General features: G+C 55.9%; 12 protein-coding genes and 1 other annotated feature. Of the genes, 5 read left to right on the top strand and 7 right to left on the bottom strand.

The window, feature by feature from the left end:
* The first annotated feature begins 11 nt into the window (after positions 1-11).
* The 3 genes from IFT53_RS20525 (at position 12) to IFT53_RS20515 (ending at position 2,165) form a co-directional block, all read left to right on the top strand.
* Positions 12-653, top strand: a complete 642-nt coding sequence (locus tag IFT53_RS20525) for a ThuA domain-containing protein (protein WP_192067340.1) — start codon at positions 12-14, stop codon at positions 651-653.
* Between the two features lie 47 nt (positions 654-700).
* Positions 701-1,729 carry a hydroxyacid dehydrogenase gene (locus IFT53_RS20520; RefSeq protein WP_192067342.1) on the top strand — a complete coding sequence of 343 codons (1,029 nt, stop codon included), beginning with the start codon at positions 701-703 and terminating at the stop codon, positions 1,727-1,729.
* A 100-nt stretch (positions 1,730-1,829) separates the two neighbouring features.
* Positions 1,830-2,165: a hypothetical protein gene (locus tag IFT53_RS20515; protein WP_192067344.1), complete on the top strand. Its 336-nt coding sequence runs from the start codon at positions 1,830-1,832 to the stop codon at positions 2,163-2,165.
* 127 nt (positions 2,166-2,292) lie between these two features.
* Here IFT53_RS20515 and IFT53_RS20510 read toward each other — a convergent pair whose 3' ends face one another.
* Positions 2,293-3,006 carry an outer membrane protein gene (locus IFT53_RS20510; protein ID WP_192067346.1) on the bottom strand — a complete coding sequence of 238 codons (714 nt, stop codon included), beginning with the start codon at positions 3,004-3,006 and terminating at the stop codon, positions 2,293-2,295.
* Positions 3,007-3,231: 225 nt separating this feature from the next.
* On the opposite strand from IFT53_RS20510, the gene IFT53_RS20505 reads away from it, so the two are divergent.
* On the top strand, positions 3,232-3,696 hold the full coding sequence (locus tag IFT53_RS20505; RefSeq protein WP_192067347.1) for a DUF3597 domain-containing protein: 465 nt from the start codon (positions 3,232-3,234) through the stop codon (positions 3,694-3,696).
* A gap of 57 nt (positions 3,697-3,753) precedes the next feature.
* Here the strand turns inward: IFT53_RS20505 and IFT53_RS20500 are convergent, their stop codons facing one another.
* On the bottom strand, positions 3,754-5,838 hold the full coding sequence (locus IFT53_RS20500) for a carboxy terminal-processing peptidase (RefSeq protein WP_192067348.1): 2,085 nt from the start codon (positions 5,836-5,838) through the stop codon (positions 3,754-3,756).
* 88 nt (positions 5,839-5,926) lie between these two features.
* Positions 5,927-7,768: a malto-oligosyltrehalose trehalohydrolase gene (treZ, locus tag IFT53_RS20495; protein ID WP_446737703.1), complete on the bottom strand. Its 1,842-nt coding sequence runs from the start codon at positions 7,766-7,768 to the stop codon at positions 5,927-5,929.
* 179 nt (positions 7,769-7,947) lie between these two features.
* On the opposite strand from treZ, the gene IFT53_RS20490 reads away from it, so the two are divergent.
* A complete protein-coding gene (locus IFT53_RS20490) occupies positions 7,948-8,325 on the top strand; it encodes a PH domain-containing protein (protein ID WP_192067350.1) in 378 nt (125 codons plus the stop codon).
* 63 nt (positions 8,326-8,388) lie between these two features.
* Here the strand turns inward: IFT53_RS20490 and IFT53_RS20485 are convergent, their stop codons facing one another.
* The 4 genes from IFT53_RS20485 to paoC form a co-directional block, all read right to left on the bottom strand.
* Positions 8,389-9,855, bottom strand: coding sequence for a SulP family inorganic anion transporter (locus tag IFT53_RS20485; RefSeq protein ID WP_192067351.1), 1,467 nt, complete (start codon positions 9,853-9,855; stop codon positions 8,389-8,391).
* Positions 9,856-9,922: 67 nt separating this feature from the next.
* Positions 9,923-9,978: a sequence feature (sul1 is cis-regulatory element that is thought to sense ions involved in sulfur or methionine metabolism; They are found in Alphaproteobacteria), on the bottom strand.
* A gap of 114 nt (positions 9,979-10,092) precedes the next feature.
* On the bottom strand, positions 10,093-11,094 hold the full coding sequence (locus IFT53_RS24005) for a sensor domain-containing diguanylate cyclase (protein ID WP_192067352.1): 1,002 nt from the start codon (positions 11,092-11,094) through the stop codon (positions 10,093-10,095).
* Positions 11,095-11,145: 51 nt separating this feature from the next.
* Positions 11,146-12,912 carry a sensor domain-containing phosphodiesterase gene (locus tag IFT53_RS20475; protein WP_192067353.1) on the bottom strand — a complete coding sequence of 589 codons (1,767 nt, stop codon included), beginning with the start codon at positions 12,910-12,912 and terminating at the stop codon, positions 11,146-11,148.
* Between the two features lie 328 nt (positions 12,913-13,240).
* Positions 13,241-15,439, bottom strand: a complete 2,199-nt coding sequence (gene paoC, locus IFT53_RS20470) for an aldehyde oxidoreductase molybdenum-binding subunit PaoC (RefSeq protein WP_192067354.1) — start codon at positions 15,437-15,439, stop codon at positions 13,241-13,243.
* Positions 15,440-15,441 lie beyond the last annotated feature (2 nt).

The raw sequence follows: 15,441 nt of genomic DNA, 5'->3' as shown, positions 1-15,441 counted from the left end.
GGAGGAAGACTATGCGTGAAGCACTGATTGTTTGGGGCGGATGGAGCGGGCACGAGCCGCAGGAATGCTCTGTCATCATCAAGGACATGCTTGAGGAAGAAGGGTTCAAGGTTTACGTCGAAAACAGCACGGAGGCCTTCGCGGACCCTTCGGTGCATGACTTGAGCCTCGTCGTGCCGATTGTCACCATGTCGAAGATCGAAAAGGAAGAGATCAAGAACCTCGCAGCCGCTGTTGAAAACGGTGTCGGCATTGCCGGCTATCACGGTGGCGCGGGCGACAGTTTCCGCGAATGCGTGGAGTACCAGTTCATAATTGGCGGGCAATGGGTCGCGCATCCGGGCAACATCATCGACTATACGGTCAACATCACGCGGCCCGATGATCCGATCATGGAAGGCATCACCGACTTCCCTTATACATCCGAGCAGTATTATATGCACACCGACCCATCCAACGAGGTGTTGGCGACGACGACATTTACCGGCGATCATGCCTGGTGGATTGACGGCGTGGTGATGCCGGTGGCGTGGAAACGAAACTACGGCAAGGGCCGCGTCTTCTATTCGGCGCTTGGCCATGTGGCGAAGGAATTTGCCGTGCCGCAAATGCGGGAAATTTTCCGTCGCGGTGCCAACTGGGCCGCACGGTAACGAGGACAAGAGACGGATAGGGATGCCGTCTCGTTAAGGGAGGTATCATGACAGGTCGCAACATCGTGCTGGTCGATCCGCTGCCAAGAACGCTCGATCTGATTATGGAGCCCGATGTTCGTGCCCGTCTCGAAAAACTGGGAGATCTGGTTATTTCCGAGGATCGGCAGATGCCTGCAGAACAGGTGGATGCCCTTCTTCCAGATACGGTTCTTATTTTCGGCCAGACCGATATGCCCAGAGAACGCCTTGAGCGCGCGCCAAAGCTCAAGGCGATCATCAATGTGGAATCCAACTTCCTGCCCAATATCAATTATCAGGCCTGTGTCGAGCGCGGCATCTGGGTGATCACACCGGCGTCGGCCTTTTCATCGCCGGTCGCTGAGGCATCGCTTGGAATGGCAATCGATCTGGCCAGAGGCATTACCATCGCCGACCGGCAGTTCCGTGACGGTGTTGAGGACTATGGCCTTGCCGGAAACGAAGGCACATTTCGATATGCTGGTGCACCCATCGGCATCATCGGCTTTGGCGATCTCGGTCGTGAGCTGCGCGAACTGACCCGTCCCTTCAAGAACCCCGTTCACGTCTATGATCCTTGGCTTCCGAACGAGATCATCGAGCGGCTCGACTGTATTCCGGCCAGTCTCGATGAGGTGTTTTCCCGATCGCGCGTCGTCTATGTCTTCGCAAGCGTCACCAGTGAAAATCAGGGCTTTATCGGCAAGAATCGTTTCGCCGCCATGCAGCCGGGTTCGGCATTTCTATTGATGAGCCGTGCCGCCGTCGTGGACTTCCCAGCCATGCTCAATGCGGTCATTTCAGGCCATATCCGCGCCGCAACAGATGTTTTTCCAGACGAGCCGGTCGCAATCGATGACCACGTCAGGTCCATTCCGGGCCTTTTGCTGTCTGCACATCGCACGGGCGGAACCCGCGATGCGTTCTACAAGCTTGGCTCCATGGCTGTTTCGGATGCCGAACTGATCATGAAAGGCCTGCCGCCCCAGCTGTGCCGACGCGCCGACCCTGCAACCGCCAGCAGGCTGCGCTCAAAACCCGTCAGCGTTTCTTGAGGCCGAGATAATCGGCCATTAACACTCCAAGTTTCTGGGAACTCTGCCTGACTGAGAGGGTTAGGGTCTTGCAGACAAACAGAACAGTGGAGGAATACCCATGAAAAAGTATCTTATCGCAACCGTTTTTGCCCTCAGCTTCACATCGCTCGCCGTAGCGCAGGGCGCAGGTTCTGGATCTGGCGGCTCGGGCTCCGGCGCTGGTTCGAACGGCGGATCGAGCGCATCTGACGGCTCAAACAGCGGCGGCACCAACAATGGCGCAGACGCAGGTGGAAGCGGCTCCGCATCCGGCACAAACGGTTCGGGTACAAATGGCGACACCAACAACACCAATTGCGTCGGCGGTGGCAAGACGGCAGAGGGCACGACCAATGGCGGCCCTGCAACGACTGGCACAGCCACAGCGCCGGGCACGAACTGCCCCGCAAACTAATTTATATCCATAGCCAAGAAAAAGCCGGGTCATAGCCCGGCTTTTTGTCGATATATGTCTTGCGCAATCAAAATCGCGCCCTGCCTCAGACTGAATGCCCAAGACAGGAAGCGCTGATCTTCAGCTCTTAGAACTGGCGTCTAAAGCCCATGGTAACAGCATGGCTGCTGAAATCCGTGCTGGAGGTTACGCCGTCTGTGCCGGTGAAGTCGAAATCGTCAGCAGCTGTGTAGCGGTAACCGATATCGAACGTCGTGTTGGCAAACAGCGAGCTGTCGCGGAAAAACGAGATCGTGTCGAGCTTGATGCCAACGCCTGCGTCCAGGTGGTAGGCAAACTTCGTATCGTCATCATCCATCGCGATGCCGTTAACACCCTGACGGTGCAGTTCCAGATTCATCGCACCAACGCCACCGCCGAAATATGGCGTGAAGGCTGTGGATGTTTCGATATCGAGGTAACCGTTGACGTAGCCCTGAATTGCACGGGCTTCACCGAAGGAAGCATTGCCGAAGTTTACGCCACCAACCGTGTGTTCATTCACATCAGCTGTGCCGTAACCAACTTCCAGTTCCAGACGTGGCGAAACAAAACCGTAAGTGCCAAAGCTGTAGCCAGCACGCAGGGCGCTGTAGAAGCCGAGATCATAATCCGTGCTGACGCTGGCGCCAGCCGTTGCAAAGCCGGTATCGTCAAGGAATGTCATGCTGCTCAGTGTTCCCAGATAAAAGCCGCCCGGATTGGCAACAACAGCAGGCTCGCTCTGAACGGCCATGTCTGCGGAATGAGCGGATGTCGCAAGAAGCCCCAGAAGGCCAGCAATTTTGATAGCGCGGTACATATAAAAGACCTTTCAAGATCAGCCCCCGCCGATGAGTCGCATATCGCCTCAGACACGCGAAACTGTCGAGACAATTTTTGATATTTGTCAGGTGCTAATAAAGGCTTTTATGAAAGCGTTGCCGTCGTGCAACGCATCAAATATAGGTTTTCTCTTTTTTCGCCGGAACGCAAAGGACTCCGCAGCCGTTTGTCGGGGGAGATCAAACGCAGCGAGGAGAGAAAAATGAGTATTTTCAGCAAGATCAAAGACGCGATTTTCGGTGGTCCGGCCACAGCGGCACCGGCATCACCCAGTGCAGCAGAACCAACGCCTGCCCCATCTTCCATTCCGGAGCCTGCAACAACGGCACCACCAATCGGCGGCACCGGCGGCGAGGTTCCGAAGACCTCTGGCACCGCGCCAGCTAGCCCTTCGCGACCAACCGCTGAGACCGTGGACGTAGCGGCGCAGCTCGATGCAGCCGTTAAGAACAGCGGGCAGAAGTTGGAATGGAAGCGCTCCATCGTTGATCTGATGAAGGCGCTGGGCATGGATGCAAGTCTTGCCGAGCGCAAGGAACTGGCGCAGGAACTCGGTTATACCGGAGACCTGAATGGCTCGGCCGAGATGAACACATGGCTGCACAAGGCGCTGATGAAGAAGCTGTCCGAAAACGGCGGCAAGGTTCCAGCCGACCTTCTCGATTGATATCGATATTTGAAACGAAGCCCCGAGCCTCATATGAGCCTCGGGGTTTTTTAGCGTTTATCGCGTTTTGGCGGGTGCCGCTTCAGCCAGATCGACAACGATGGCTGCTGCTTCGTTTTGCAACACGTCCTTTGCATTCTTTCGCGCATTTTCGATTGCGATGTTTGCCGTGATGCTACGCTCATTGGCCTGAAGTCCGTCATCGTTTTCACGAACGAGGCCCGTCCCGCTTTCGGCACGCGCTTTCATCTTGGCTTCGGTTTCAGCCATTTCGGCTCTGCGCTCGATTTCATTGAGCGAAATGGTCTTCTTTTCCCGCACAGCCTTCAGATCAGCAATATCTTCAACGAACCGCTGGAAATCCTGGTCGGTCTTGATCCGCGCATCATGCTTTGCCTGCAAGGTCGGCAGTAACTTGTCGGGGTCACCCTGCAGGGTATATTTGGCTGGCTTTATCTTCGTCCATGGCAAAGCATTGTCATAGCTGGATTCACCAATTGCCTTGGGGTCGAGAAAACCCGGCAGAGTGATATCTGGCACCACGCCCTGCAACTGTGTCGTTCCACCATCAACACGGAAGAACTGCGCGATGGTCAATTTCAGCTGACCAAGTTCCGGCTTGCTGTTGCGGGCAACACGGTCGAGATCGACAACGGTCTGGACCGTGCCCTTTCCGAAGGACGGTTCGCCGATGATGATCCCCCGGCCGTAATCCTGAATGGCTGCGGCAAAGATTTCAGACGCCGAGGCGGAACCGCGATTGATCAACACGCCAAGCGGACCGCTCCAGGCGGGTGCCGTCATGTCATCGCTTTCAACCTTCACATTGCCTTCAGCGTCCTTCTGCTGAACAACCGGACCCTTGCCGATGAACAGACCCGTCAAGTCAATGGCTTCGGCAAGCGAACCACCGCCATTGTCACGGAGATCGAACAGCACACCGGAGACATCGTCCTTCTTCAGCTCAGCCAGCAGCTTGGCCACGTCACGGCTGGCGCTGCGGTAATCTTTGTCACCCTTACGGCGGCCTTCGAAGTCTTCGTAAAATGTTGGAAGGGTGATGACGCCGATCTTTGAGGTGGCATCGCCATTCTTGACAGACAGGATCGTCTTCTTGGCCGCCTGCTTTTCAAGGCTGACCTTGTCTCTGACAAGGCTGATGACGCGGTGGCCACCACTGCTGCCAGATTCCGCGGGCAAGATATCGAGACGGACGACCGAGCCGACTGCACCGCGTATCATCTGCACCACCTCATCAAGGCGCGTGCCGACGACTTCCTTGATCGGGCCATCCTCGCCCTGCCCTACACCGACAATGCGATCTCCCACCGCAAGCTTGGCAGAAAGCTGGGCCGGGCCACCGGCCACAAGCTCGCGAATGGTGGTGTAGCCATCCCGCTCCTGCAACACTGCGCCAATGCCGACAAGCGACAGCTTCATCGAAATGTCGAACTCTGCCGAGGCGGATGCGCTGAAGTAATCCGTGTGTGGATCAACAGACGTCGTATAAGCCGCCATGAACGACTGGAACACATCGTCGCTCTTGTACGGATAAACCCGGTCCAGAATGTTCTTGTAGCGCTTGTCCAGCGTCTCACGAATTGCGGCATCGGCCTGGCCTGCCAGTTTCAGGCGAAGCCAATCGCTCTTGACGCGCTTGCGCCAGAGATCGTCACTCTGCTGCTGCGTCGTGGCCCATGGCGCGTCTTCGCGTGATATCGGATATTCTTCACGCACCGTGAAATCGAAATTCTGCTTCAGCTCGGCGCGCGCAAACGTCATGCGGTCCACGACACGGCGCGTGTAGCTGTTGAAGATCGAGAACGGTATTTCGAGATCTTCGTTGAGGATCGCATCATCGATCTTCGTGCTGTCTGCGTTGAACTTGTCAATATCGCTCTGCATGAACAGCATCCGGTCGGGATCAAGCGACTTGATGAATTTTGACATGATGTGTCCGGACAGCACATCGTCGAGCGGTACGGTCTTATAGGCGTAGCGGCCAAGAAACTGCGCACTCAGATTGGCCGCCTGGGCCTGAACTTGAGTGGGTTCCAGCACTGGCGGTGAAGCCGGCTGTTGTGCCTGCGCAGAAGACGCAATGGAAAATGCCAACCAAAAGAGACCGTACCTTATGCGCATGCGACATCATTCCTCATCGTTGTCATCATCCGTCATACTGCACCGCAGCGGCAATTACGATAAGAACCTCGCGCCCAAAATAATGATTTTAGGCAATTGCTCGTGATCGGCGTCTGTCAGACGTTTTCGAGTGGGAAGATGAAGCGCATATGTAGGTTAAGCGGCGACGATGCCACAGAACGGACCATGGGCCGAGTCGATCCGCCTCAACATCCCCGAATGCATAGAGCAGTTCTCCAGCGCTCGATCCGTTTTCGATTCCCAAGGGGTCTTTGGAAAGGTTCGCCAACACCTCCAGCTCAGTCTCACCAATCTTCCATGTCACCTTCACCGCACGGCCATTAGCCTCAAAGGTGCCGCCCTTCAATCCGCCATGGCCGAGCAAAGGCACGATATGCTCGTGGCGCAACGCAAGAAGCGATCGGTAAAAGGCGAGCATCTCGGTGCCGTCTGCCGCCTCGGACTTCGACCAATCCAGTTTGGCTGACAGGAAGGTTGAACGCGCCGTCGGGTCGGGAACATTGTCACCGTCGAAACCCGGCAGCCGTGACATTTCTTTGCGCCTGCCCTCACGGACCTTTTCATTCAGATCCTCATCGAACTGACAGAAATAGGGGAAAGGTTCCTTGGCTCCCCATTCCTCCCCCATGAACAGCATCGGAACCTGCGGCGCCAGGAGGTAGACCGCAGCGATGGCCTTCAAAGGTTCCGAAGCAATGTAGGAGGCCATCCTGTCGCCGTTGGCACGGTTGCCGATCTGATCATGGTTTTGAATGAAGGATATAAAGGCCAGCGGTGAAAGGTGTTCGCTCGGCTTGCCACGTGCCTCGCCGCGATAGGGCATATGCTCGCCCTGAAAGACGAAACCCTGCGCCAGCGCCCGGCCAATATTGTCGTCATTGCCGACATATTCCTGATAATAGCCGAAGGTCTCGTCAGTGGCCGCAACGTGCAGAACATGATGCACATCATCGTTCCACTGTGCCGTGAAGTGCTTCGGCTGGCCGTCTTCGCCGCGCACCAGCAGATCGCTGTCATTATCTTCGTTTTCGACGATCAGATGGACATGTAGTCTGCCTGCAACATCGCGAACACGCCGTGCGAGTTCGACAATCAGATGTTCACCGCTATCGTCCTTGATCTGATGAACGGCATCCAATCGCAGTCCATCAATGCGAAATTGCGTTATCCAGTAGATCGCGTTCTGAATGACGAATTCGCGGATCTGGTCAGAGCCTTCATCGTCATAATTGATGCCCATGCCCCAGGGAGATGAGTGGTGCTCGGTAAATAGCGGTGCGACGGCGGGCATGTAATTGCCGTCTGGGCCGAAATGATTGTAGACCACATCCATAAACACGCAGATGCCGCGTGCATGTGCTTCATCAACGAATTTCAGCAGGTCTTCCGGGCGGCCATAGCTGCTTTCGGGCGCATAGGGCATAACGCCATCATAGCCCCAGCCATAGCTGCCGGGAAAATCGGCTGTCGGCATCAGCTGAATGGCCGTGATGCCCAGTTGGCGCAGATGGTCGAGCTTCTCGATGGCCGCGAGAAAGCTGCCCTCCTGCGTGAAAGTGCCCGGATGCAGCTCATAAATCACCATCTCTTCCCAGGGGCGGCCGCTCCAGCTTTCCGTTTTCCAGACGTAATTTGTCACATCAACCACTTCGCTGGGGCCGTGCACATCTTCAGGCTGAAACCGCGATGCCGGATCCGGTATTACCTGCCCGTCAGCCAGTTGGAAGCGGTAGAGCGTGCCCGCACCCACGCCCGGCAATGTGTGGTGAAACCAGCCATCGCCCTTAGGCTCCATGTCATATTGCTTGCCGGTCTCCAGCTTCAGCACAACGGATTGCTGCAGCGGTGCCCAAAGGCGAAACAGAATGGCGTCTTCCAGAACCAAGGGGCCGAAATCGAAATCGTACAACAATGAATGACTCTCTGATGAAATGAAGCGGGAGCGACAACTTGGCCTAACGCCAACGGCGACCAATGGTTTCATGCAAAGCGTACGGGCAGTGTTTTCACGCCCTCCCAGTCCCGCATATTGAACAAAGTGCTCATAAACTCCATTTCCATGGCTTGAGCATAAAGGGATGATTGCAGATGGGTCTATTCAACGGGTTACTGGGTCACGGATCAACCGTGGATCCTGCGGATTTAAACAAGCGCCTCGATGGCGTGCTGGTGGATGGAGAAGAGCCGCAACTCGCGTTCAAAGTGATCCGCGACTTCTTCGTGTTTACCCAGTACCGGGTTATCCTTGTCGATATTCAGGGCATAACCGGAAGCAAGGTGGATTATACCTCCATTCCCTACCGGGCCATTACCCGGTTTTCCGTTGAGACCGCCGGAACCTTCGATCTTGATTCAGAGCTGAAAATCTGGGTTTCCGGTTCAGCTACCCCCATCAGCAAGACGTTGAAAAAGGGAACTGATGTGCGCGGCATTCAGCGAGCATTGGCGACAGGCGTTCTGCGATAAGGCACTGATGTCAGAGACCACCGCGCTCATGATTTGAGCGCGGTGGATTGAGCGATAAGGAAATCAGATTTCCTTGAGGCTGGCCCCACTGCCAAGGCTCTCGATCAAGGTCGCACTGGCCTCGTTGACGCCGACAACCGTGACCGGAATGTCATGCTGCTTGTAGCGATCCACCACCTTTTCCAGCGCGGCAACAGCGGTAATATCCCAGAAATGGGCCTGTGAAATATCGATCAGCACCGACATCTCGTTTGCCTCCTCGATGTCGAAAGCATCCACGAACACATCTGCCGAGGCAAAGAAGACCTGACCGGACACGCGATATGTCAGCCGCCGCGCCGTTTCGTCCTTGACGGTTTCAACACGCAGCAGTCTCGCCACCTTGAAGGTGAAGAACACGCCGCTCAGAAGAACGCCAACGGCGACACCCAGCGCGAGGTTGGAGCTCAGAACCGTCACGATCACAGTCACGACCATAACCACGCTCGACATCTTCGGATGGACGATCAGCGTTTTGACGGATGACCAATCGAACGTATCGATGGACACCATCACCATGATGGCAACCAGTGCCGCCACCGGAACCTGAGACACCCAAGGCTTGAGAACGACCATCAGGATCAGAAGAAAGGCACCTGCAAACAGCGTGGAAAGCCTGCCGCGACCGCCATATTTTACGTTGCTGACCGTTTGCCCGATCATGCCGCAACCGGCAATGCCGCCAAAAAGGCTGGCTGCGGTATTGGCAATGCCCAGACCCGTGCATTCGCGGTTCTTGGAGCTTGGCGTGCCGGTGAGATCATCCACCACACTCGCCGTCATCATGGATTCCAGCAGGCCCACCATAGCGATGGCAAGGGCAGGACCTGCAATGATCTTCAACGTCTCAAGTGTTAGCGGCACCTGAGGCCAGGCGAACATGGGAAGGCTGTCTGGCAATTTCCCAAGATCGGCGACGGTCATGACCGGCAATTGCAGGAAAATGGATACCCCTGTCAGAACCAGAATACAGATCAGCGGCGAAGGCACGGCCGTTGTCAGCCGGGGAACGAGATAGATCAGCACAAGCCCGGCTGCCAACATGCCATAGGCCAGAACATCCCCCCCAATAATGTGCGGAAGCTGAGCGGCAAAGATGAGGATTGCCAAGGCGTTGACGAAGCCTGTTCGAACGGATTTCGAAACGAACCGCATCAACACGCCAAGTCGCAGCAATCCGAATATAATCTGAAACGCACCGGCAAGCAGACCCGCAGCGAAAAGATAGGGCAAGCCGTGCAGATGGACCAGTGGTGCTGCGACCAGCGCAACTGAACCGGCAGCAGCCGAAATCATGGCAGGACGACCACCGGAAAATGCGATGACGATGCCGATAACAAAGGACGCAAAGAGGCCGACCTGTGGATCGACACCAGCAACGAAGGAAAACGCGATGACTTCCGGAATGAGCGCGAATGTCGCGACAGCCCCGGCTAGCATTTCACGCAAGGGATTGGCGGACCAATCCCGACGGATAGATGTAAGTTGCATATGTGATATCTCGCAAAGCATGCCGACACGCATCGTTAGCGGTCATAAAATGGGCATGCGGTATTTGCGTTATCTGGCGGATCGGCGGCCAGAAGAGCCACCCGGAGTTTCACCGGGTCCGTGGTGAGTATGTTCTAAATACCGAATAAATCTTTCGATGCAAGCCCGAATTGGAAACAGGCCGGCGGACAGATCGTCAAGGCGCGGGCGCATGGCAGGACGGCCACGCGACCCTCCTCAAGTGTTTCTGGCTTCCATGACAGCGGGTGCAAAAGACAATTGCTCGTTCGCCGGTTTGAAGGATTGGTCGAACCACGCCCAGTTGTGCCTGCCCTCGCGCTTCATGCGGTAAAGCGCCTGATCTGCCGCACTCAGGAGCGTTTCGATATCGTTGCCATGGCGCAGATAAAGGCTCGCTCCCACCGTTGCGCCAACCTTAACCTTTTTACCGTTCACCAGAAACGGCTCATCAAAGGCGTCCGTTACTCTTTGGCAAATCTTGTCTGCATCGACCTGACAGTCCAGATCGGTCAGCAGAATAGCAAATTCGTCTCCCCCCATTCTGACGACCGTATCATCAGAGCGCACAGAGTGACGAAGGCGGTATGCTGCGCTTTTCAAGACCTCATCACCGGCCGCATGGCCAAAATAATCGTTGATCGGCTTGAATTTATCGAGGTCGATCATCAGAACCGCGATCAGCTTTTGCGACGTGAATGTTGCCCGCTGGGCAATCTCGGTGTTCCAGCGCTCCTCAAGCATTCGCCTGTTGCCCAAGCCTGTCAGCGCATCCTCAAACGCAATGCGCCTGAGTACGTGTTCTGCAAGCTTATGGTTGGTGAGATCTTCGAAAATTGTTATGACGAGGCCGAATTCGTGCATGACGATGCCCCGGTGCAGAACCGGAACAATATTCCCATTTGCGTGCCTGACCTGCACTTCGTAGGGCTCGACCTCTGTTATGCCCAATGCGCCCGGTGTCAGTGTGGCTGCCCAGATCCTGCAAGCGCCCCCGCTCTCGATATCGTTGACATAGACTTCGCTGAACCATTGCTGGATGGTTTCGAAATGGCCATTGGGGTAGCCGAAAGTCCTGATGAAAGCTTTATTGATGAAGCGTATCCGGCCCTCGGGATAGGATGCCCAGGACAGGGGAATTGGCAGGGCATCGAGAAGAAGCAGAAATTCATCATCCGGCTGATGAGTGCCACTGACCATTCGTTGCAGGATATGCTTCATTTCACCACCGTCTTTTGGGCTCCGGGACACAGTACAATCAAGAATGCAATGCTATCCTGCAGCACACACTTTCGGGCGCTGACGTTCCATCAACCAGGCAAACAGTTGCTCGCTTCCAACAGGCCGCGAGAGCCAGTAACCCTGGATTTCGTCGCAACCCATCACGCCCAGCAAATCGGCTGCCTCCAGCGTTTCAACGCCTTCTGCGACGACGCGATAACCCAGGCTGTGCGAAAGATCGATCATGGAGCGCACGAGAACCCGTTCACGGTTGCCGTTCTCCATGTCAGAGACGAATGAACGGTCGATCTTTACAATATCTGCCGGCAATTTCTGAAGATAGGCAAGGCTGCTGTAGCCAGTTCCGAAGTCGTCGATGGCAAGGCGGATGCCCGCTGCCTTCAACTGGTTCAGCAGCTCAAAGGCGCCATCGGTCTCTTTCATCATCACGGTTTCGGTCAGTTCCAGCTCAATCTGCGCCGGACTGATGTCGAACGAAGCAAGCTTGGACATCAACCGCTCGTAAAAGTCTGGTTCTTCGAGGTTGAGGGCCGAGAGATTCAGAGACACACTGAAACGAAGACCTCTGCGCTCCCAAGCCGCAAGCGTGACCAGCGTTTCGTTTATGACCCAGTCTGTCAGTTCACGCGCAGATGCGGAGGCCTCGACCACAGGAATGAATTCGACAGGCGACACCGGGCCAAGAACGGGATGGTTCCACCGCAGGAGAACCTCCGCACTGTGAACCTCGCCGCTTGCAACATCCAGCCGCGGTTGAAAGACCAGAGAAAGCTGGTCGGGCGCAGTCAATGCCGTTTGAAAATCGTTGAGGATTCGGAAGTTGCGCCTGTGGCGCAAGTCGATGGCTGGCGAAAACATGCCGATTTTCGTCGGGCTCTGGTGAGCGTCCTGAATGGCGCTTTGCAACGATCTCAAAATGTCATCCGGCGGCATGGTCTGCGGGTCGTAGGCAACCATGCCAATGGAGGGCGACATCGAGATTTGTGTGTCGCTATAGTCCTGAATTTCGCCAAGCATCGTCTTGAGGAATTCAACATAGCGATCAGCGCTCATGTTGTGAGGCGCGAAAAACGCAAACTGCGTGGGGCCGACATGATAAGCGGCGGCCTCTTCCCCGACATGCTTGCGCAGAAGCAGCGAAACGGCCTGAATGACGTCATCCAGATAGGAAGGGCCAAGCACACGCGAGATCCGTTCGAACTGCTCCGTCTGCGCCAGATCGAGCAGAACGATGATGCGCTCACCGCTATCGCCACGCAGGACCGCATCCGACAGATCATTCGAAAGCTGAAACCGGTTGGGCAGACCGCTCGATGCTTCGATGCGCCCCATGGCATGGGTCAGCTCAACCTGATCCATCACCATAGCCGCGAGATCTTTCAGAGTCGCCATTTCTGCATCGGTGACCTCGCGTGGCTCGGTTCCCAGCACGCAGAGTGCACCCAGGCCAAATCCATCGTGCGTGACCAATGGCGCGCCCGCGTAAAAGCGAATGCCCGCATTTCCGAGAACGCTGTCCACATAGTATTCGTCCTGCTTGAAATCTTCGATCACGAAAGGCTTGCAGGTTTCAGCAACGGTGGCGCAGGGCGCCTTATGGCGCGGTATTTCGAAGTGATCGACACCGACCTTCGATTTGAACCATTGGCGTTGCATGTCTGTGAGGGATACGGCGGCAATCGGGAGCCCGAAAATGCTGGCGGCCAGCCGGGTGATGCGGTCAAAACTCTCGCTGGGAAGCGTATCGAGCAACCTCAGATTTTTAAGGGTCGATAGGCGTGCGATCTCATTCTGCATGATAAAAATCCATGGCAACACTGGTGCGCGACCTTTGTGCGCATCCACAATGTGGGGGGCGGTTCATTTTTTGGTGCAGCCATGTCGGCGCTTATATCCACGGTTGACGTGGATAGACGGGATCGGACAAACTGGGGCATCATGCCCAAAGAATTCAATTCTACCGGTAATCATTCTGCCTAATCATTGAACGAAAAGTGAATCCCGGCTCGGCAGTTGCGGCAATGGTTAGTAAATTATATTTTATGATATTCGAAAGTTTAATTATCTCGAAACGCAGCATGCCTCCCCGGTGGCGAACCGGGAAGGCATGCGTTCAGGCGTATCTTCAGGCCACTTCAGGCAAGCCGGAAAGCAGCTTGTCCAACGTCATCGGGTAATGTCGCAAACGAACGCCCGTCGCATTATAGATCGCGTTGGCGATTGCGGCCGAGACGCCGCAAAGACCCAACTCACCTACACCCTTCGCCTTCATGGGCGACGACATCGGATCGGTCTCATCAAGGAAGACGACCTCCTGATGCGGAATGTCCGCATGGACGGGCACCTCGTAGCCTGCAAGATCGTGGTTCACGAAGAAACCACGGCGCGTATCCACGGCCAGTTCTTCCATCAGTGCACCGCCAGCACCCATGGTCATCGCACCAATGACCTGACTACGCGCGGTGATCGGATTGAGAATCCGGCCCGCAGCACACACCGCCAGCATGCGGCGGATGCGGATTTCGCCCGTGGCGCTATCAACACCGACTTCAACGAAATGGGCGCCGAATGTCGATTGCTGATGGGTTTTCGTGAGATCACCCCACTCCATCGTGTCTTCACCCACAAGCCCGTCTGTGCACGCAGCCTCTGCAAGCGGAACAGCCCGATTGCCGGACTTGACCATGCCATCTTCAAACAGGGCATCGTCCGAATTGAAGCCGAGCTTTTGGGCAATCGCTTCCCGCAACTTCACACAGGCAGCGTAAACACCAGATGTCGAGGAGTTCGCACCGAACTGACCGCCCGAACCGGCGGAGATCGGAAAGCGTGAATCGCCCAGTTGCACGGCAACCTTGTCGACTGTCACGCCCATCATCTCGGCAGCGGTTTGGGCGATGATGGTGTAACTGCCTGTGCCGATATCCGTCATGTCGGTTTCGACCGTCACGATACCGTCAGAGCCGAGTTTTACCCGTGCGGCAGACGGCAGGACAAGATTGTCGCGGAAGGCCGCAGCAACGCCCATGCCGATCAGCCACTTCCCATCCCGGCGCGACGCGACCTTGGGACGTTCGGACCAGCCGAACTTCTCGGCACCTGTGTTCATGCAACCGATGAGGTCCCGGTGCGAAAAGGGACGTTCAGGGTTTTCGGGATCGACCTGCGTGTCATTGACGATGCGGAACTGGACCGGATCCATTCCAACCTTTTCGGCAATTTCGTCGATGGCGATTTCCAGCGCCATCAGGCCCGGCGCTTCACCCGGCGCACGCATGGCGTTACCCTCAGGCAAATCCAGCTGCGCAAGACGCATCGCCGTCATTCGGTTTGCGCCGGCGTAAAGCAGCCGCGTCTGGTTCACAGCTGTTTCCGGTGCACCGTCAGGCAGGTTGCCAGACCAGCTTTCGTGGCCGATTGCCGTGATCTTGCCATCGCTACCAGCACCGATGCGGATGCGCTGGATGGTTGCCGGTCTGTGCGTTGTGTTGTTCGCGATCATCGGACGCGGCAATGTCACCTTCACCGGCTGCCCTACAGCCTTGGACGCAAAAGCAGCTAGCACTGCATCTGCGCGCAAGAACAGCTTGCCGCCAAAGCCGCCGCCGATGAATGGCGACATAAGGTGGATCTTGTCCTTGTCGACGCCAAGCGTTGTCGCGAGGTCCGAACGCCACCAGTCGATCATCTGGCTTGACGTCCACACCGTCAACTCGTCACCATTCCACGCGGCGATGGACGCGTGCGGCTCCATCATCGCGTGAGACTGATCCGGCGTGGTATATGTCTCGTCGATTGTGATGGCAGCTGATTGAAAGGCAGCCGAGAAGTCACCCACTGATGTATCCGGCTTTTGGGATTCATCAGGTTTTTCGGCATTGCCCTTTTCGGCTTCAAGATCGAAATCACCCTTTTCCTCGGCGTAATCAACCTTGACCAATGCGGCCGCAGCACGTGCCTGTTCGAATGTTTTCGCCACAACCACGGCAATTGCCTGATGGTAGTGTTCGATGACATCACCGCCAAAGAGATTGGCGGTATTGTATTCGCCTTTTTCCCGCTTGCCGACATCGAGGCTTGTCACGACATTTACAACACCCTCGGAAGCTTTTGCCGCCGACAGGTTGAAGGACTTGATGCGCCCTTTCGAAATTGCCGAGTGTACCGGGTATCCATAGAGATAGGGCACGTTTCCGTCATGCCACTCATAGGCGTATTTCGCCCCGCCGGTTGTTTTCAACTCGCCATCGATACGGCGTATCGGCTGGCCAACGACCTTGAGACGATCAATGGGATTGGTGGTTGCTGGTGTATCAAATTTCATCG

Source organism: Rhizobium sp. CFBP 13644 (assembly GCF_014842165.1).
GTDB classification, from domain to species: domain Bacteria; phylum Pseudomonadota; class Alphaproteobacteria; order Rhizobiales; family Rhizobiaceae; genus Agrobacterium; species Agrobacterium tumefaciens_C.
This window is presented reverse-complemented; position numbering and strand designations above follow the sequence as displayed.

Bases quoted from the DNA above. Each gene is read 5' to 3' on its own strand.
- IFT53_RS20515 (WP_192067344.1), top strand. From the start codon at position 1,830: ATGAAAAAGTATCTTATCGCAACCGTTTTTGCCCTCAGCTTCACATCG.
- IFT53_RS24005 (WP_192067352.1), bottom strand. From the start codon at position 11,094: ATGAAGCATATCCTGCAACGAATGGTCAGTGGCACTCATCAGCCGGAT.
- IFT53_RS20490 (WP_192067350.1), top strand. From the start codon at position 7,948: ATGGGTCTATTCAACGGGTTACTGGGTCACGGATCAACCGTGGATCCT.
- IFT53_RS20510 (WP_192067346.1), bottom strand. From the start codon at position 3,006: ATGTACCGCGCTATCAAAATTGCTGGCCTTCTGGGGCTTCTTGCGACA.
- IFT53_RS20520 (WP_192067342.1), top strand. From the start codon at position 701: ATGACAGGTCGCAACATCGTGCTGGTCGATCCGCTGCCAAGAACGCTC.
- IFT53_RS20485 (WP_192067351.1), bottom strand. From the start codon at position 9,855: ATGCAACTTACATCTATCCGTCGGGATTGGTCCGCCAATCCCTTGCGT.
- IFT53_RS20475 (WP_192067353.1), bottom strand. From the start codon at position 12,912: ATGCAGAATGAGATCGCACGCCTATCGACCCTTAAAAATCTGAGGTTG.
- IFT53_RS20500 (WP_192067348.1), bottom strand. From the start codon at position 5,838: ATGCGCATAAGGTACGGTCTCTTTTGGTTGGCATTTTCCATTGCGTCT.
- paoC (WP_192067354.1), bottom strand. From the start codon at position 15,439: ATGAAATTTGATACACCAGCAACCACCAATCCCATTGATCGTCTCAAG.
- IFT53_RS20505 (WP_192067347.1), top strand. From the start codon at position 3,232: ATGAGTATTTTCAGCAAGATCAAAGACGCGATTTTCGGTGGTCCGGCC.
- IFT53_RS20525 (WP_192067340.1), top strand. From the start codon at position 12: ATGCGTGAAGCACTGATTGTTTGGGGCGGATGGAGCGGGCACGAGCCG.